At 56.5% G+C, this 17176-nt stretch carries 15 protein-coding genes; 11 read left to right on the top strand and 4 right to left on the bottom strand.

Translation table 11 applies throughout. The annotated features are described in order from the left end of the window. The 3 genes from M8Q36_RS18620 to M8Q36_RS18610 are packed head-to-tail and all read left to right on the top strand — an operon-like array spanning position 1 to position 2914. Positions 1-417 carry a DoxX family protein gene (locus tag M8Q36_RS18620; RefSeq protein WP_249881892.1) on the top strand — a complete coding sequence of 139 codons (417 nt, stop codon included), beginning with the start codon at positions 1-3 and terminating at the stop codon, positions 415-417. Continuing rightward, complete coding sequence (locus M8Q36_RS18615; protein ID WP_249881891.1) at positions 414-2048, top strand: MFS transporter; 1635 nt, start codon at positions 414-416, stop codon at positions 2046-2048. Before M8Q36_RS18620 ends, M8Q36_RS18615 begins: the two co-directional genes overlap by 4 nt. Before the next feature lie 44 nt (positions 2049-2092). After that, entirely contained in the window at positions 2093-2914 is an 822-nt protein-coding gene (locus tag M8Q36_RS18610; RefSeq protein WP_249881890.1) for an alpha/beta fold hydrolase, read from the top strand. Between the two features lie 53 nt (positions 2915-2967). Here the strand turns inward: M8Q36_RS18610 and M8Q36_RS18605 are convergent, their stop codons facing one another. Beyond that, a complete protein-coding gene (locus M8Q36_RS18605) occupies positions 2968-4746 on the bottom strand; it encodes a thiamine pyrophosphate-requiring protein (RefSeq protein WP_249881889.1) in 1779 nt (592 codons plus the stop codon). A gap of 104 nt (positions 4747-4850) precedes the next feature. Between M8Q36_RS18605 and M8Q36_RS18600 the strand changes: the two genes are divergently transcribed. After that, positions 4851-5270, top strand: a complete 420-nt coding sequence (locus M8Q36_RS18600; protein WP_249881888.1) for a GNAT family N-acetyltransferase — start codon at positions 4851-4853, stop codon at positions 5268-5270. Positions 5271-5273: 3 nt separating this feature from the next. Here M8Q36_RS18600 and M8Q36_RS18595 read toward each other — a convergent pair whose 3' ends face one another. The 3 genes from M8Q36_RS18595 to M8Q36_RS25525 all read right to left on the bottom strand — a co-directional run bounded on the left by M8Q36_RS18595 (position 5274) and on the right by M8Q36_RS25525 (position 8994). Continuing rightward, entirely contained in the window at positions 5274-6848 is a 1575-nt protein-coding gene (locus M8Q36_RS18595) for a sensor domain-containing diguanylate cyclase (RefSeq protein WP_249881887.1), read from the bottom strand. Between the two features lie 172 nt (positions 6849-7020). Next, a complete protein-coding gene (locus tag M8Q36_RS18590) occupies positions 7021-8241 on the bottom strand; it encodes a diguanylate phosphodiesterase (protein WP_249881886.1) in 1221 nt (406 codons plus the stop codon). 105 nt (positions 8242-8346) lie between these two features. Beyond that, positions 8347-8994, bottom strand: a complete 648-nt coding sequence (locus tag M8Q36_RS25525) for a GntR family transcriptional regulator (RefSeq protein WP_249881885.1) — start codon at positions 8992-8994, stop codon at positions 8347-8349. A 271-nt stretch (positions 8995-9265) separates the two neighbouring features. Between M8Q36_RS25525 and M8Q36_RS18580 the strand changes: the two genes are divergently transcribed. From M8Q36_RS18580 to M8Q36_RS18550, 7 genes are all read left to right on the top strand, one after another. Continuing rightward, entirely contained in the window at positions 9266-10630 is a 1365-nt protein-coding gene (locus M8Q36_RS18580; RefSeq protein WP_249881884.1) for an MmgE/PrpD family protein, read from the top strand. Between the two features lie 26 nt (positions 10631-10656). Next, positions 10657-11979: an MmgE/PrpD family protein gene (locus tag M8Q36_RS18575; RefSeq protein ID WP_249881883.1), complete on the top strand. Its 1323-nt coding sequence runs from the start codon at positions 10657-10659 to the stop codon at positions 11977-11979. Positions 11980-11991: 12 nt separating this feature from the next. After that, on the top strand, positions 11992-12753 hold the full coding sequence (locus tag M8Q36_RS18570) for a sulfite exporter TauE/SafE family protein (RefSeq protein WP_249881882.1): 762 nt from the start codon (positions 11992-11994) through the stop codon (positions 12751-12753). 153 nt (positions 12754-12906) lie between these two features. Continuing rightward, entirely contained in the window at positions 12907-13953 is a 1047-nt protein-coding gene (locus M8Q36_RS18565; RefSeq protein WP_249881881.1) for an amino acid ABC transporter substrate-binding protein, read from the top strand. Between the two features lie 63 nt (positions 13954-14016). Beyond that, positions 14017-15231, top strand: coding sequence for an amino acid ABC transporter permease (locus M8Q36_RS18560; RefSeq protein ID WP_249881880.1), 1215 nt, complete (start codon positions 14017-14019; stop codon positions 15229-15231). A 9-nt stretch (positions 15232-15240) separates the two neighbouring features. Next, entirely contained in the window at positions 15241-16308 is a 1068-nt protein-coding gene (locus tag M8Q36_RS18555; protein ID WP_249881879.1) for an amino acid ABC transporter permease, read from the top strand. After that, on the top strand, positions 16308-17066 hold the full coding sequence (locus M8Q36_RS18550; RefSeq protein ID WP_283945969.1) for an amino acid ABC transporter ATP-binding protein: 759 nt from the start codon (positions 16308-16310) through the stop codon (positions 17064-17066). The genes M8Q36_RS18555 and M8Q36_RS18550 overlap by 1 nt, the downstream gene beginning before the upstream one ends. Positions 17067-17176: the final 110 nt, after the last annotated feature.

Genomic DNA, 17176 nt, shown 5'->3' with positions numbered 1-17176 from the left:
ATGAAAACATCCCTTTTCTCAGCTGTTTCGCCCCGCGTTGATGCGGGGCTGTTTTTCCTGCGCCTGACCGGCAGCCTGCTGTTGCTGTATGTGCATGGCCTGCCGAAGGTGCTGCATTTCAGTAATGAACTGGCGCATATCGAAGATCCGTTTGGTCTCGGCCCGTGGATGAGTCTGCTGCCGGCAATTTTCGCCGAAGTGGTTTGCCCGCTGCTGATCAGCGCCGGTGTCGCCACACGGCTGGCCTGTATCCCGATCATCGTGGTGCTGCTGGTCGCGATGCTGGTCGTGCATGAAGACTGGTCGCTGGCAGAGGGGCAATTCGGCTGGCTGTTGCTGATTATTTTTACCACCTTGCTGTTAACCGGGCCGGGAAGCTGGCGGCTGCGCGTGGCGGCGAAAGGAGCACTGGCATGACGCAACAAAACGAACTGCACGCAGCGGTGACAGTGTCACCTGATATTGATGCTGCCCCAGCCGCTTCAGCCTGGCAGCCGCTGCGCCAGCGCGTTTTCCGCATGCTTTGGATAGCGACGGTGGTATCCAATGTCGGTTCATGGATGAGCGACATCGGGGTGAACTGGACAATGCTCTCGCTGAGCGCCGATCCGCTGGCGGTCGCGCTGGTGCAGGCGGCCAGCAGCCTGCCGATGTTCCTGTTTGTACTGCCTGCGGGGGTACTGGCGGATATCGTTGAACGGCGCAAAATCCTGCTCTTTTCACAAGCCTGGACGTTCTGCGCGGCAGCCGGTCTGGCGCTGTTGTCGTTTACCGGCAATGTCACACCGGAGGTGCTGCTGGCAGCGACATTTTTACTCAGTACCGGCGCGGCGCTTAGCTCACCGGCTTTCCAGGCGGTGGTGCCGGATCTGGTTGAAAAACGCGAACTGAGTCCGGCTATTGCCCTTAATTCGCTGGGCATCAATATCAGCCGCGCGATTGGTCCGGCGCTGGGCGGGCTGCTGCTCTCTTTCGCCGGTCCGTGGATGGTGTTCTTCCTGAACGCCCTGTCGGTACTGGGCGTAGCGTTTGTACTCTATCGCTGGCAGCCGCAGGTGACCATTCAGCGTCTGCCGCCGGAACACTTCTTTACCGCCATTCGCGGTGGATTGCGCTATGTTCACGCCGCGCCGGTGCTGCGCAATGTGCTGGCGCGTACGGTGGCGTTTTTCCTGTTTGGTAGCGCCGGATGGGCCATGCTGCCGCTGGTGGCGCGACGCGAGCTGGGTCTCGGCCCTGGCGGTTACGGCATCATGCTGGCCTGTATCGGGTTCGGCGCGATTTGTGGCGCGATGCTGCTGCCAAAACTGCGCAAACGGTTGAATGCCGACCAGATGATGGTGGCCGCCAGTTTGCTGTTTGCCGTCACCATGGTGGCGCTGGCGTTTATTCGCCATGTCTGGCTGCTCAACGCCTTTGAGTTTTTTACCGGCTTCGCGTGGATTGCCGTGCTCTCGACGCTGAATGTCGGCGCACAACGCAGCGCGGCTCGCTGGGTGAAAGCGCGTGCGCTGGCGGTCTACCTGACGGTGTTCTTCGGCTCAATGACGGTTGGCAGCGCCATCTGGGGCAAGCTGGCGTCGGAATTTGGTGTGACGTGGGCACTTTGTGCCGCCACGCTGGGGATGGTGCTGGGAACTGCTACAGTTTTACGTTGGCGGCTGGAAAAAGACGCCGCGCTGGATCTCGACATGGTTGATCCGGCGAGCTTCGCGACCGAAACCGACATTCCGCATGAGCGCGGGCCGGTAATGGTTAGCTGCGAATATCGGGTCTCCCCGCAAGATGGGCATGATTTTGTCTGTGCGATGCAGGAGATGCGCCGCGTGCGCAGGCGTACCGGCGCGATGGGCTGGGCGGTGTATGAAGATGCCCACCATGCTGGCCTGTTTGTTGAAACCTGGGTGATGGGCTCGTGGATCGAGCATTTGCGCCAGCATGAACGTCACACGGTCAATGACAAACTGATTAGAGAGCGCGTGCTGGCCTTTCATCAGGGCGACGAGCCGCCGGTGGTCCGGCATCTGGTCGCGCCCGCGCAACGATAAGTGTTATGCAGTAAAAAACCACAACACAACAATGAGGTAAACACATGAGCACAATCAAAACGCAGGATGGTACTCAGATCTATTACAAAGACTGGGGTGCGGGTAAGCCGGTTCTCTTCAGCCACGGTTGGCCGTTAGATGGCGATATGTGGGACAGCCAGCTGAATTTTCTTGCTGAGTGCGGCTACCGGGTGATTGCGTTCGACCGTCGCGGTTTTGGTCGCTCCGATCAGCCGTGGAATGGCTACAACTACGATACCTTTGCGTCCGATATTAATGATCTCATCACCGCGCTGGATCTGCATGATGTGACGCTGGTTGGCTTCTCAATGGGCGGCGGTGACGTCACCCGTTATATTGGCCGCTACGGCAGCGCGCGCGTCGCCGGTCTGGTACTGCTCGGCGCGGTGACGCCGATTTTTGGCAAAACCGACGATCACCCGCAGGGCGTTGATAAAAGCGTATTCGACGGGATTAAAGCCGGTCTGCTAAAAGATCGCGCCCAGTTTATCAGCGATTTCGCCACGCCGTTTTATGGCCTGAACGCCGGGCAGAAAGTCTCTGACGGCGTGCTGACGCAAACGCTGAATATCGCCCTGCTGGCGTCGCTGAAAGGCACACTTGACTGCGTTACCGCGTTTGCGGAAACAGATTTCCGCCCGGATGTGGCAAAAGTGGATGTGCCGACGCTGGTTATTCACGGCAGTAACGACCAGGTCGTACCGTTTGAAGCAACCGGTAAATTATCGGCTGAACTGATTAAAGGCGCGGAACTGAAAGTCTATGAGAATGGCCCGCACGGCTTTGCGGTCACGCATCAGGATCAGTTGAACGCCGATCTGCTGGCGTTCCTCAACAAACTGTAACGCCTCCGGATGTTGCGCTCGCCCGGTACGCCATGCGCACCGGGCTTTTTTTATCACTTCTTATGGAACAACTGGCTGGCGGTATCGCTCAGTACCTGAACGGCACCGCGATCCCCTTTTACCATCGACGCCATAAACGCTTTCGCCTGTTTAAACGTAATATGCGGCGGCAACGGCGCGACTTCCGGGTCGGTTTTCACCTCCAGCACCACCGGACGATCGGCCTGCAAAGCTTGCTGCCATGCGCCAGACAGCGCCTCAGGCGTATCGACAAAAATCCCCTGTAATCCCAGCGACTTGGCAAAGTCGGCATACCGCACATCCGGCAGTTGCTGCGTCGCTTCAAAGCGGGGATCGCCCTCCATTACTCGCTGCTCCCAGGTGACCTGGTTGAGATCCTGGTTATTGAATACGCAGATGATTAAGCGCGGATCCTGCCACTGTTGCCAGTATTTCTGAATGGTGATCAGTTCGGCCATATTGTTCATTTGCATGGCGCCATCGCCCACCAGCGCCACCACGGGTTTTTCCGGCGCGGCAAATTTCGCGGCAATGGCGTACGGCACCGCAGCACCCATACAGGCCAGCCCGCCGGAAAGCGAGGCGCGCTGCCCCTGCTTAACGCGGTAGTCGCGGGCGAACCAGTTCGCGCAGGAACCGGAGTCAGAGGTGACAATCGCATTCTCCGGCAGTAGCGGAGACATCTCCCAGACCACGCGTTGCGGGTTGACCGGTTTTGCCGGCGCCATGGCGCGCTGCTCCATCAGTTGCCACCAGTCGCGCACCTGACGGGCAATCTCTTCCTGCCAGCTACGGTCGTTTTTGTGCGTCAGCAACGGAAGCAATGCGCGCAGGGTTTCGGCTGCATCCCCGTGCAAATTGACTTCGCAGGGGTAGCGCAGGCCAAGCATTGCCGGGTCAATATCGATTTGTACCGCGCGCGCTTTGCCCTCCGGTGGCAGAAATTCCGTCCACGGAAAACCGCTCCCGATCATCAATAACGTGTCGCACTCCTGCATCAGTTTCCACGACGGTTCCGTGCCCAGCAGACCAATGGAGCCGGTAACGAATGGCGCATCATCGGGCAGCACATCTTTGCCGAGTAGCGCTTTCGCCACGCCTGCGCCCAGTAAATTTGCCGTTTGCACCACTTCCACCGCCGCGTTACGCGCGCCCGCGCCAATCAGTATCGCCACTTTTTTCCCGGCGTTCAGCACCTCCGCCGCTCGTTGCAGGTCGTTTTCATGTGGGATCATGCGCGGTCGCTGGTAGCCCGAACCTGAATGGGTAAATCCGTGCGCATGCTGTGGCGGTTGCCAGGCTTCATCCTGTATATCTTTAGGGATGATCACTACGCCAACGCCGTTTTGCGCCATGGCCACACGAACACCGCGATCGATCAGATGGCGGACTTGCGCGGGCGATGCCGCTTCTTGCACGAAGTTGGCGACATCGGCGAAAACGCGATCCAGGTTCATCTCCTGCTGATAGCTGGCCCCGCGCGCGGTGGTTTCTGCCTGCCCGGTGATGGCCAGCACCGGCGCGTGATCCATTTTGGCGTCATACAAGCCGGTGAGCAGATGCGTGGCACCTGGGCCGCCCGTCGATAAGCAGACCCCCAGTTCACCGGTGAACTTTGCATGGCCGACCGCCATAAACGCGGCCATCTCTTCATGGCGAACCTGGATAAATTCAATCCCGTCGCCCGCTTTATTAGCGCGCTGGATGGCGCCCAGCACACCGTTGATGCCATCGCCTGGATAACCGTAAATGCGAGTCACGCCCCATTCTTTAAGACGCTGAACAAAGAAATCACTGGTTTTCATGCTCACTGTACTTTCTCCTTGCGAATTGGTAACAGTCTTTAAGGGTAGACGACGCTCGCCGCTGACCGACCTGTTATCATTCTGATAAATACAAAAAGGAGAAGAGAGAAATGGCGCTGATAGTTAAACACGAAGTGACTGAGCAGGATCAGCAGGAACTCTTTACCGGCTTGCGCCGCTACAATCAGCAGTTTGTGAATCTGAGCGAATGGGCGCATCTGGGCGTCTATTTTCGCGATGATAATGGCGCCATGCAGGGCGGTTTGATTGCCCACCAGCAAGGTGGATGGCTGAATATCCACTATTTATGGGTGCATGAGGATCGGCGTGGCAGCGGGCTTGGCAAAGAGCTGATGCAGCGCGCCGCGCAGGAAGCGGTTGCGCTGGGTTGCCACCATGCGCTGGTGGACACCTTCAGTTTCCAGGCGCTGCCTTTCTATCAAAAACTCGGTTATGCATTGCAAATGTCACTGCCGGATTATCCGCACACCGGTATGCAGCGCCACTATCTAACGAAAGCGCTGGTCTGAAATTCAATCCGCTTGCCGTAACAGCGCTTCTGTTGCGGCAACTGCGCGATCGCGCCCTGCTATTTTTGCCTGGTAAAGCGCTTTGTCTGCGCCCTCTTTCAGCCGGATGGCATCGTCAAAATTCGCATCGGCAATCAGGCTGTAGCAGCCTGCGCTGATGGTGACCACATTTTCCTGCCCGCTGGTTTTGGTGTGGGGAATTTTGGCGCTGCGCACCAACGCAACAGCCTGACGCGCGACAAACAGCGCGCCTTCCGGGCCAGTATCGGGCAGGATAATGGCAAACTCTTCGCCGCCATAACGGGCAATCAAATCGTGACTGTGCACTTTCAGTTTGGCAATAATTTCACCAACCATTCGCAGGCAGTTATCCCCGGCAACGTGGCCGTAAAAATCGTTATAACGCTTGAAATAGTCGATATCGAGCATGATAAGCGAGACGGGTTTTTGCGTTACTGCTGAGGCTTTCAGGCTTTTTGCCAGAAACAGATCGAACTGGCGACGGTTGGCAAGCCCGGTCAACCCGTCAGCCAGCGCCATCAGTTGCAAGGTGTGGTTGATGCTGGTGAGCTCATCGCGCAGGACGGCAAGTTCCGTCTGGTTGCGCACATTAAGCCTGACCTGGCGGAAGATGATCGCCCCCATCAGTAACGTGCCCAGCAACAGCAAAGCGTTAAGCACCAGATCCGGCAGGCTGTCTTTTAGCCAGCTATGCCACAGTGCGGGTTTGTCATAACCCGCCGCTACCACCAGCGGATAGCGCTCCAGCCGGGCGAACCCATAAATGCGCTCAATGTGATCCAGTGCGGAAACCCAGGTGCCATTCCCCCGGTCCTTTTTCGCCAGCTCGCGGGTAAATAGCGGGCTGGCAGAGAGATTGCGGTTGATGATTTCATCGCCATAGGGGCGCACATACACGGCGGTGCCGTCGGTATTGACCAGAGCCAGCTGGTCGCGGCTTTGCAACTCAAAATAGGCATAAAAATGGCGGAAATAGTCGACTTTTACCGTTGCCAGCAGAACCCCGGCAAAACCGCCGGAACTGTCGCTGATGCGCAGCGATACCGGGATCACCAGATCGCCGGTTGAGCGGCTGCGAATTACATGGCCGATGTGAATACTGCCGTGGCCGTTACGGCGGTGGTAGACAAAATATTCGCGGTCACTGTTGTTCGACATCACCGGAATTTTGCCAAACGAGGTGGCTTTCATATTGCCCTGGGTGTCGTAAACCATCAGCCCATGCAACTGCGGTAACCGCTCTGCCAGCTCGGCGAGATAAACGCCGAACTGACTGACATCAATACCTTCAATGCTGTCTGTTGGCAGGTTGCGGCGAATGTCCCGCAGCACCAGTTCCGTTTGCAAAAAGGTATCTTCCGCCTGGCGCGCCTGTGAAACGGAAAGGTTAATCGCATCGCGTTCACTGTCTTCGACGACGCGTTCCCATGCTCGCGATAGCGTCCATGCGCTGGTCGCGCTGCCAGCGAGTAACAGACCAACCATAAAAAAAGTGATACTGCGCCCGAGGGAGGAATGGAGCGCCAGCGCCCGCGCAACACGTCTTTTGAATTTCATCACTCCCCCGCAACCACATCCACTGTTATTCAGTTAAGCATAGAAGAACGATGATTTATAAGCCAAATAGCGCAGGGGTTTGCGCTATTTCCTGCGGAATACGCGCAGCGCAGGCATAAAAAAGGAGAATACCGCGAGGATCCTCCTTATATGTGAGATTAGCCGGAAAAGATTAGATTTTGTGCAGGATGCGCTGTGGCCAGTTAATTGCCGAAACACCGTTAAGCATCGGGCGGGCAAACAGAAACCCCTGGAAACGCTGAATGCCAACGGCCTCCAGCCAGCACCACTCTTCCACTTTTTCCACCCCTTCGGCGACGACAGTAATTTGCAGTTCGGCGCAGCAATCGATAATCGCTTTCACAATCGCCTGTTTCGGGCCATGCAGATGAATATCGGTGACGATGGTGCGGTCGATTTTCAGCTTGTCTGGCTGGAATTTCGCCAGCAATGACAACCCGGCAAAACCGGAACCAAAATCGTCAATCGCCAGACCAATACCGGCGGCGCGCAGCTGGCGGATGGCCCAGGTAAACTCTTCGTAACCGGAAATCACTTCATCTTCTGTCACTTCGACGATGATCTGCCCGGGGTTAAGCTGGTTACGGGTGATGTGATTCAGCAGAATGTCCACCGCGCCGGGAATTTTGACCAACGACATCGGCAGCAAATTGATGGCGACTTTGTGGTTGCCAATGCCGAGGCGACGCGCCATGGCCAGCGCCCAGCCTTTCGATGCGAGGTCGGCTTCGTGCAGCTTGTTTGGCGCAATCGTTGAGAAATAGTCCTGCGGGCTGCCGCCGTCGGGCCCGCGGATCAGGGCTTCCAGTGACGAAATATTGCCACGCAGTGGTTCAATAATGGGCTGGAAGGCAAACTGGCACGGCTGCTCATGAAATAACGGGGTATCACTGGCGAAAGGTGATGTTTTGATGGCAAAGCGCCACTGTTCGGGCGACGTGTTACGCACCCCGCCGTTGGTGTTCGGCGAGGCGATAAAGGTGCGAATAAATTTGTAGACCCGATCATTGCTGGCCAGCTTATATTTCAGCGTGCCAAAGCGGAGGATCGCGCGTAGCACGACGTGGGGTTTCATCACCCGCAAATCGAACAACACCATTCCTCTGTCAACAAAGCGGCGGCGCGGCGCGAAATCACGCAGCAGTTCAACCACGTTACCGTGGCGGGGATCTTTGCCGATCCGCTCATACACCGCGTTAACCGATGCCTGCGGTCCCTCAAGGACCTGTAAAAAATGATCGCCGTCGAACAGTAAAATTCCCGTTACATGCAATTGCGCGTTGCGCAGGCTTGCTCGCTCGACAAGGCCTGCCAGTTGTGAGGGATCTAATGTTCGATTCAGTCGGCTACGGTAAATCAAAGTCGCTAACACGAAATGCTACCCTCAGAATGCCCACAGAAAGCCCGATTAAAAATACGCCATTCCGGAGTCTATCAGCGGTTGAGGATTCCCGTCCGTCAAATAAGGGGCAATCTGTTAGCGTTCTCGTTGGCTTAAAATTGTCAAACGTGCGCGATAGCCATGGCGAATATGCTCACAGGCGATTTCCTGCGCCGCAGCACTGTCACGTCGTGACAGCGCGTCAACAAGAGCCTGGTGTTCGCGTTTCGACTCTTCGGTACGCTCTTTCAGTTCGTAGGTGGTGCTGCGCAATAACGACAAATGGATGCGTAAATTGTCGAGCATTTCATTGAGATAGGGATTATGTGTTGCGCGGTAGATTTGACGGTGGAACATGCGGTTGTGATCGTGAAGGGCTTTGCTGTCGGTCAGAGAGGCTTCGGCGTGAACCATCTCCTGTAGCAGGGCGATCTCCGCGTCAGAAGCGGCATTGACTGCCAGTGACATCGCCAGCCGCTCCAGCCCTTCGCGCACATCGAACAACTGACGCAGGCGCTCGTAACTGATGTGGGCGATGATAAGGCCACGTTGCGGTCCCGGTTCGGCAAGCCCGAGCGTTTCCAGACGGTGAAGCGCTTCACGTATCGGCGTTCGGCTCAGGCCAAACTGCTCTGCCAGCCGCGTCTCCTGTAGACGCTCTCCCGGCAGCAACTCTCCCGCTTCAATGGCGGAAATAAGAATTTCAAACGGCGTTAAGCCCGCGTCGCGACCCGTCGATTTCACGTTTTAGCTCCTTTCGTATGTACTGATGATGGCTTTGCAAAGTCTGCACCCTGCCGTCGTTCATCTTGCCACAGGAACGGGGAGGCTTTTGCATTTTTTATTCTTTGCTTATTTAAAAAACATCTTTTGACGTTTACGAAATCGCTGCTATGTTTATTTTAAATTCATTGTATACAAATGAATTCAAGAATACACAAAACCAATATTTGCTTTTTATTTTGTAAGCCAACACCGTATTTGCAAGTCAACACCAGGGAAACTGTGTTTTACCATGACAACGAAAGCAGAAACTGCATTAACCCGTGGAGAACAGCTAAGCCATTTCATCAGCCATGCTAATCAACTCGTTGTGCCGCCTGCCGTGCGGCACGAAGCCAAACGCGCATTAATTGATTTTCTCGGCGTGGCGATCGGTGCCGTTAACGACGATGCCGTTCATGCTGTTCGCCAGGTAGCGAAAAAGTGGAACGCCACCGGTGATGCGCGAATTTTCCTTTCTACGACTACCACCCCTGCTCTTGCCGCATTAGTTAACGCCACCATGGCGCACGCCGCCGATTACGACGACACCCACCCAGCGGGCGCAGGCCACCCCGGCGGCCCGTGCTGGTCAACGGCACTGGCGATGGCGCAGGCGCATCCGGTTGACGAGGAACAGATCCTGCTGGCCTTCATCACTGGTTTTGAAGTGATGGCGAAACTGGGCGGCGGCTGGGTTCCGGGCGTTGGACGTAACCTGCAACGCCGTGGTTTTCACCCTACTTCTGTTGTCGGTCGCGCCGGCGCGGCAGCCGTTGCAGCGGCGATTTTGCAGCTTTCCGAAGAACAGGTGCGCAACGCGTTAGGCGCGGCGGCAACCATGATGGGCGGTTTGCAGAAATCTTCCGGCACCCACGGAAAACCGTTTCACGCCGGGAAAGCGGCGATGGACGGTATTCTGGCGGCTGAACTGGCAGCGGAAAATTTTGTCGGTGCCCACCATTTTTATGAAGCTGACGGCTGGGTAAAAATCTTTATCCAGGACGGCAGCGCGGAAATTCCCCCGCTTGATTTCGGAGAGAGCTGGGAACTGCTCACCAACGGCTACAAGCTGTATGCCAGCTGCCGTGGTACGCACGCTTCCATTGAAACCGCACGTAAACTTTATCCGCAATTACAGGGGCGCACTATCACCCGAATTTCGGCAAAAGTGCACCCGATGGGCATGGTGAACGCCGGGATTATGGATCCGCGTACGCCGCTGGAGAGTAAATTCAGTATTCCTCACTGTATCACTCTTGCATTAAGCGGCTACGCGCTGACAGATACCGATTTCACCCAGGCGACGGTTGACGATCCGCGCCCACGTACGTTGCTGCCGCTGCTGGAAGTGGAAGCGGTTGATGGACAGTCCGCCAGTTCCGCCTTTATTGATGTCTGGCTGGATGATGGCAGCGTGTTGCATGCGCATACGGATGTCTATCGCGGCCACGCGCAAAATCCACTGAGCGACGATGAGTTGCGCGCGAAATTTGATGCCCTCACCGTCCCTGTTCTCGGCGCGGCGCGAAGCGCACAATTATATGACGCCGCCCTGCACTTTGAGCGCCCCGGATCACTGGCGCGCATTACCGGATTACTTGCCGGCGACCACTAATTCTTTTTTGTACAGGAAATCTGTTCATGACCATTGCCCGACAACTTGCCGGTAATTTACTGGCGTTCTCCCGGCAGGCTTTCCCGCAGGCCGCGTACGCCCAGGCGCGTACCGCGATAATTGATACGTTAGGCGTGACGCTTGCCGGCGGTGTGCAGGATGGCTCGCGCAAACTGCGTGCAGTGATTGTCCCTTCAGCCGCGACCGGCAACAGCCGCGTATTTGGCACCGACCTGAAGCTGAACGCGCTCGATGCCGCCCTGTTAAATGGCGTCTCTTCGCACCTGCTTGATTTTGATGATTCCAACTCCTGGCTGCACGGCCATATTTCTGTCGCCGTTTTGCCCGCGCTGCTGGCGCTGGCGGATGAGCTGGATATCAATGGCGAAGCGGTGTTGCGCGCGTATATTACCGGCTATGAAACCGCGGTGCGCATGGGTAAAGCCGTGAGCCCGTTTCAGTACCGTCATGGCTGGCATCCGACCACCACGGTTGGTGTTTTCGCCGGTGTCGCGGCCTGCGCGGTGGCACTCGATCTTAATGAAGAGCAAACCGCCACGGCGCTGGCGATGACCGCTTCACTCTCCAGCGGCATTAAATCGAACTTCGGCACGGAAACCAAAGCCCTGGCGGTCGGCCAGGCGGCGCGGAGCGCGGTAATGGCGTGCAAACTGGCAAAAGAGGATTTCAGCGCAGGCGCGAATGCCTTCGAGCATCATCAGGGATATTTCCACGTCTATAACGGCCAGGCGAATGTTGACCCGCTCCCGTTAACGGAAAACTGGGATGCAACGCCGTTTATTCTCGATACCGTGAAGAGTAACAATTACAAATACTTCCCATGCTGTTACGCTATTTTGTCGCCGCTGGATGGCGTGCTGGCGCTGCGTGAGGAAACCGGGTTGCAGCCGCATGAGATTGAGCATATTGAGGTGAAAGTTCACCCGATCCGCTTCCCGCATATCAATATTCCGCAGCCGGAAAACCCGCTGGCGGGTAAATTCAGCCTGCATTATTGCGTGGCGCGTGCGTTTGTCACCGGCACTCTGACGCTGGATGATTTTATCGACGACGCGCGTTTTCAGGATCCGGCGACACAGACGTTAATGCAGAAAGTGACGCTCGAGCGCCATGACGAAGAGATTACACACAGCGCCTTCGTCACGCTGACCACCGTCGACGGGCGGCAGTTTGCCTTGCGGGTCGCCGGGGCGCGGGGTTCCAGCCCGGCAATCCCGCTGCCGGATAACTTGATTGAACAGAAATTTCTTGATTGCGCCAGCCGCATTCTGCCAGCGGCAGAGGCTCAGGCGCTGTATCATCGGCTGCTGCAGGATGATTTTCGTTAAACGGATGTGAGTATGACACTGACGTTGATTCCACCGGAGATTTCCCCGTTATTTGCCGGGGTGATGGTGTTTTGCAGTTTTCTGACCTCGGCACTGACGGCCGCCATGGGCCTCGGCGGCGGCACGGCGTTGCTGGCGATCATGGGGCTGGGGATGCCGGTGAGCAGCCTGATGCCGGTTCACGGCATGGTGCAGCTTGGTTCCAATTTTAGCCGGACGCTGATTCAGCGCGTCCATGTGGTGTGGCCGCTGGTGCTGTGGTTTTTACTGGGTAGCGCGGTAGGCATTGCCGTTGGCGCACCGGTTGCGGCGGTGATCCCGGACAGCATCGCCCGCATCGCGCTGGGGGTGTTTATTCTCTGGTCGGTGCTGCGTAAACGCGGCGAACAGAAACCGCTGAGCCGTCCGTTGTTTATTATTGGCGGCGCGGTGAGTAGTCTTGGAACGATGATCGTTGGCGCAACCGGGCCGATGGTCGCCGGTCTTATCAGTTCACAAGGGCTAAAACGCCAGCCGTTGATTGCCACACATGCAACCTGCATGGTGTTGCAACACGGGTTAAAGATCCTCGCTTTCGGGCTGATGGGCTTTGCCTGGGCCAGTTGGTTACCGGTGCTGGCAGCAATGATTATCAGCGGCGCGCTGGGTACCTGGCTGGGAACGCGGGTGCTGGATAACGTACCGGAACGGCTGTTCCGCATACTGTTTCGCATTACCATGATCCTGCTCAGCGCGCAGTTGCTGTGGCAAGGTGTGCAGGGATGGCTGCAATAATTCCATCGGCGGTTTCTGGATATGCTTTACTGAATTCGTTCTTTGCTAAAGAGGTCATGGATGAGGAACATACGTATACAAACGGAAAGGTTAGTGAAATCAGTAATAAATACAGTCAATTAATCGGATAGCAACTTTTAAAAAGGATCGGTCATGCTCAAAAAATCTCACCTTGCCGCCTCTGCTTTGCTGCTGGCGCTCGGCAGCTTCCTTGCGCCTGCCCAGGCGGAAAACGCGCCTGCTGTTAACGGCGATACCGTGAAAAAAATCAAAGCGCGTGGCGAACTGGTGTGTGGCGTTCACCCTGCCCGTCACGGTTTTGCCGCGATTAACAGCAAAGGCCAGTGGGAAGGTCTTGATGTTGATTTCTGCCGTGCGCTGGCAACCGCAGTGCTGGGCGACGCCTCGAAAGTGCGTTTCACCCCGCTCTCAACCGCGCAACGCTTTATGGCGCTGCAGTCTGGCGAAGTGGACGTGTTGTCACGTAATACCACCGCGACGCTCACTAACGATGTGTCGCTCGGCATTAGTTTTGCGCCGCCTAACTTCTACACCGGCACCGGTTTTATGGTGCGCGCCAACAGCGGCGTGAAAAAACTCGAAGATCTCGACGGCGCAACCGTTTGTGTCACGCCAAGCAGCACCGAACGTAACGTCGCGCAGATTTTTGGCTCGCGCAACATTCACTACACGCCAGTGGTTATTGAAAACAACAAAGAGTATGTCGCCGCCTACCTCGCGGGTCGCTGTGATGTGATCGCCCGCGATAAAGTGGCGCTGCCCGGCATCCTGGCGTTTGATACCGACAAACCGCAGGATCATATGATCCTGCCGGGGATGTACTCCAAAGAGCCGCTGGCGATGGCGGTGCGCAAAGGTGACAACCAGTGGTATGACATTGTGAAATGGGTGGTTTACGCCACTTTCGATGCCGAAGAGATGGATGTTAACCAGAGCAATGTCGATGAAAAACTGAAATCCAGCGATCCGGATGTTCAGGGCCTGCTGGGTGTCACCGGCGGCTTCGGTCAGAAACTGGGGCTGGATGACAAATGGGTGTACAACATCGTTAAACAGGTGGGCAACTATGGCGATATTTACAACCGCCACTTTGGCCCGAAAAGCGCTGAACCGCTGGATCGCGATTTGAATAATCAGTGGAACAAAGGTGGCCTGCTTTACGGTCTGCCGATCCGTTAATCGCCGGGCCGCCTCCGTCTTGCGGGGCGGCCCTTCTCCACTCCTGCCACAGTCGTAATTTTAATGATGAAACAGTCTGACAACTCCGGTGTTCTGGCGTCGGATGCGACGCGCGAGGCCACCGCGTTTCGCCTTTTCACCTTTTTTGGCAGTCAGTCCGTGCGCAGCGCCTGCTACCAGTTGCTGCTGGCGGCGCTGCTTGCAGGATTTAGCTACTGGCTCTACAGCAACGTGGTGGAAAACCTGCATGCGCAACGCATTTCGACCGGTTTCGGTTTTCTGCACCAGCCTGCGCACTTCGCCATCGGGGAAACGTTAATTCCCTACTCCGCGAATGACACCTACACCCGCGCGCTGGTGGTGGGATTTCTTAATACCCTCTATGTGACGCTGTGCGGCATTGTGCTGGCGACACTGCTCGGATTTTTGGTTGGTATTGGCCGGGTTTCCAGAAACTGGTTATTGATGAAAGTGTGCGTCACTTATGTGGAGCTGCTGCGTAATGTCCCGGTGATCCTGCATGTGATCTTCTGGTCGATGGTGATCCGCAACCTGCCCGCGCCGCGCCAGGCGATAGCACTGCCGGGCGGTTTTCTTACCAACCGGGGCTTAACGTTCAGCGTTCCGGCGGCGCACAGCGGCTGGCAGTGGACATTGCTGGCGCTGCTGGCTGGCTGTGTGTTAAGCCTGCTGGTTTCACTGCTTGCCCGTTACTGGCGCGAGCGGCGCAGCAAAGTGCTGCCGACAGGACGCATTCACTTCGCGCTGATTATCGGCCTGCCGCTGCTGGTGTGGTGGTTGTCCGGTGCGCCCCATGCGTTGAATACGCCGGAGCTGCGCGGGTTTAACTTTCGCGGCGGGTTTACCATCAGCCCGGAATTTACCGCGTTGCTGCTGGGGATCTCGCTCTACTCGTCTGCCTATATCGCCGAAATTGTTCGCGCGGGGATTCAGTCCGTGCCAAAGGGGCAACTGGAAGCGGCGCGCGCGCTGTCGTTTTCATCGTGGCATGTCATGCGTCATGTCGTCATTCCGCAGGCGATGCGGGTGATGGTGCCGCCGCTGGCGAGCAAGTATGTGAGCCTGGCGAAAAACAGTTCGATAGCTGTGGTGATTGGCTACCCGGAACTGGCGAATATCAGCAACACCATGATGAGTCAGACCGGCCAGGCCCTGGAGGCTATCGCCATTATGATGGTGGTGTATCTGGTCATTAGCGGCACCACGTCGCTGTTGATGAACCTGTTCAACCGCTACGTCGCCATTAAAGAGCGCTAAGGAACCGTTATGCATAACTCTGTGGTTTTCTGGCTGCGGCAGCATTTATTTAGCAGCGTTGCACAAAGCGTATTGACGCTGCTGTTATTAACCGTGCTGGCGCTGGTGGGGTCAACACTGCTGCGCTGGGGCGTGATAGACGCTGTTGGCTTCAGCGGTACGGCTGAGCAGTGCCGGGCGGCGGCCGGTGCCTGTTGGGCGGTGATCGGCGAGAAGTATCGCCCGATCCTCTTCGGGCTCTATCCGTATGATGAGCAGTGGCGTGCCGCCCTGGCGGTGCTGGTGTGGTTTGTCACCGTCGGGCTTTCATTGTCGCCGATGTGCTGGCACTCGCGCCTGTTGTGGCCGCTGTGGATAGTCTCGCTGGTTGTGATGTCGGTGCTGATGAGTGGTGGTCTGTTCGGGCTACCGCCGGTCTCTTCTGCGGACTGGGGGGGACTGCCGCTGACGCTGCTGCTTTTTTCCGGGACGGTGATTATTGGCATGCCGGTGTCGGTGGCGCTGGCGCTGGGCCGCCGTTCTCCGCTACCGTTTTTGCGCGGTTTGTCGGTGGTGTTTATTGAAGGGTTACGCGGCGTACCGTTGATCACGATCTTATTTGTCGCCGTGAACGTTTTTCCGCTGTTTTTACCGGCCGGGATGGAAGTGAACAAGCTGCTGCGGGTGATTATTGGTATTGCCCTGTTCTTTGCCTGCTATCAGGCTGAAGTGATCCGTGGTGGTTTGCAGGCGGTACCGCGCGGTCAGTATGAAGCGGCCGCGGTGCTGAATCTGGGTTACTGGCACACCACCACCAAAATTGTGCTGCCGCAGGCGCTGCGCATCTGCCTGCCGGCGGTGACCAACCATATTATTGCGGCGATGAAGAACTCGTCATTCGTGATCATTATCGGCCTGTTCGATGTTCTGACCGCCACCACCGCCGTGATGCAGGACCCGGTATGGCGTCGTTATTACATTGAAACCTATGTATTTATCGCCGGCCTGTATTTACTGTTTGGCTTTTCGCTTTCCCGTTACGCGGTGTGGGTCGAAGGACGCATTGATGAACGCCGCAACCCTGAAGGAGTTTCCTGATGCAAACCACAACGCCCCCGAACGATGCGATCATTCAAATGACCTCCGTCAGCAAATGGTACGGGAAATTTCAGGTGCTGGATGATGTCTCGCTCAGCGTAAAAAAAGGCGAACGCGTGGTGATTTGCGGGCCATCCGGTTCCGGTAAATCGACGCTTATCCGCTGCATTAACCGGCTGGAAGAGCACCAGAAAGGCCAGATTCTGGTGAACGGTATCGAAATGAATGACAACGTGCGCAACATTAGCCGCATTCGTTTGAGCATCGGCATGCTGTTTCAGCAGTTTAATCTGTTCCCGCATTTAAGCGTGCTGGATAACCTGATTATCGGCCCCACGCTGGTGCGCAAGATGAGCCGCCCGCAGGCAACGGAGCTGGCGATGCACTATCTGGAAAAAGTGCAGATCGCCAACCAGGCGCATAAGTTCCCGTTGCAGCTCTCCGGCGGCCAGCAGCAGCGCGTGGCGATTGCCCGTGCGCTCTGTATGCAACCGGAGATTATGCTGTTTGACGAGCCAACCTCGGCGCTGGACCCGGAAATGATCAAAGAAGTGCTGGATGTGATGCTGGATCTGGCGGACAGCGGCATGACGATGATTGTGGTCACGCATGAAATGGGCTTTGCCCGTACCGTGGCGGATAACGTGATTTTGATGGCCGACGGCCGCATTGTTGAGTCTGCGCCGCCGGAAACGTTTTTCACCCAGCCTGCGCATCCGCGTACCCGCCAGTTCCTCGATCAAATACTCAGCCATTAATCGTAATGCGGCGGGTTTCCGCCGCAGTTCCGCCCGCAACAGATATTCTCCAGCATCGCTAATAGCCATTAAGAAAATAATGGTATTGTCCTTTTCTTATGCTCTGGGCT

Source organism: Kosakonia sp. R1.Fl, from assembly GCF_023516815.1.
GTDB lineage: Bacteria > Pseudomonadota > Gammaproteobacteria > Enterobacterales > Enterobacteriaceae > Kosakonia.
The sequence above is the reverse complement of the archived record's forward strand: the minus strand, read 5'-3'. Positions and strand labels throughout refer to the sequence as shown.

What these genes read in the sequence shown, in the direction of transcription:
- M8Q36_RS18560 (WP_249881880.1), top strand. Translation starts at nt 14,017, where the DNA reads ATGATGAAACAGTCTGACAACTCCGGTGTTCTGGCGTCGGATGCGACG.
- M8Q36_RS18575 (WP_249881883.1), top strand. Translation starts at nt 10,657, where the DNA reads ATGACCATTGCCCGACAACTTGCCGGTAATTTACTGGCGTTCTCCCGG.
- M8Q36_RS18620 (WP_249881892.1), top strand. Translation starts at nt 1, where the DNA reads ATGAAAACATCCCTTTTCTCAGCTGTTTCGCCCCGCGTTGATGCGGGG.
- M8Q36_RS18580 (WP_249881884.1), top strand. Translation starts at nt 9,266, where the DNA reads ATGACAACGAAAGCAGAAACTGCATTAACCCGTGGAGAACAGCTAAGC.
- M8Q36_RS18550 (WP_283945969.1), top strand. Translation starts at nt 16,308, where the DNA reads ATGCAAACCACAACGCCCCCGAACGATGCGATCATTCAAATGACCTCC.
- M8Q36_RS18610 (WP_249881890.1), top strand. Translation starts at nt 2,093, where the DNA reads ATGAGCACAATCAAAACGCAGGATGGTACTCAGATCTATTACAAAGAC.
- M8Q36_RS18565 (WP_249881881.1), top strand. Translation starts at nt 12,907, where the DNA reads ATGCTCAAAAAATCTCACCTTGCCGCCTCTGCTTTGCTGCTGGCGCTC.
- M8Q36_RS18595 (WP_249881887.1), bottom strand. Translation starts at nt 6,848, where the DNA reads ATGAAATTCAAAAGACGTGTTGCGCGGGCGCTGGCGCTCCATTCCTCC.
- M8Q36_RS18600 (WP_249881888.1), top strand. Translation starts at nt 4,851, where the DNA reads ATGGCGCTGATAGTTAAACACGAAGTGACTGAGCAGGATCAGCAGGAA.
- M8Q36_RS18570 (WP_249881882.1), top strand. Translation starts at nt 11,992, where the DNA reads ATGACACTGACGTTGATTCCACCGGAGATTTCCCCGTTATTTGCCGGG.
- M8Q36_RS18615 (WP_249881891.1), top strand. Translation starts at nt 414, where the DNA reads ATGACGCAACAAAACGAACTGCACGCAGCGGTGACAGTGTCACCTGAT.
- M8Q36_RS18555 (WP_249881879.1), top strand. Translation starts at nt 15,241, where the DNA reads ATGCATAACTCTGTGGTTTTCTGGCTGCGGCAGCATTTATTTAGCAGC.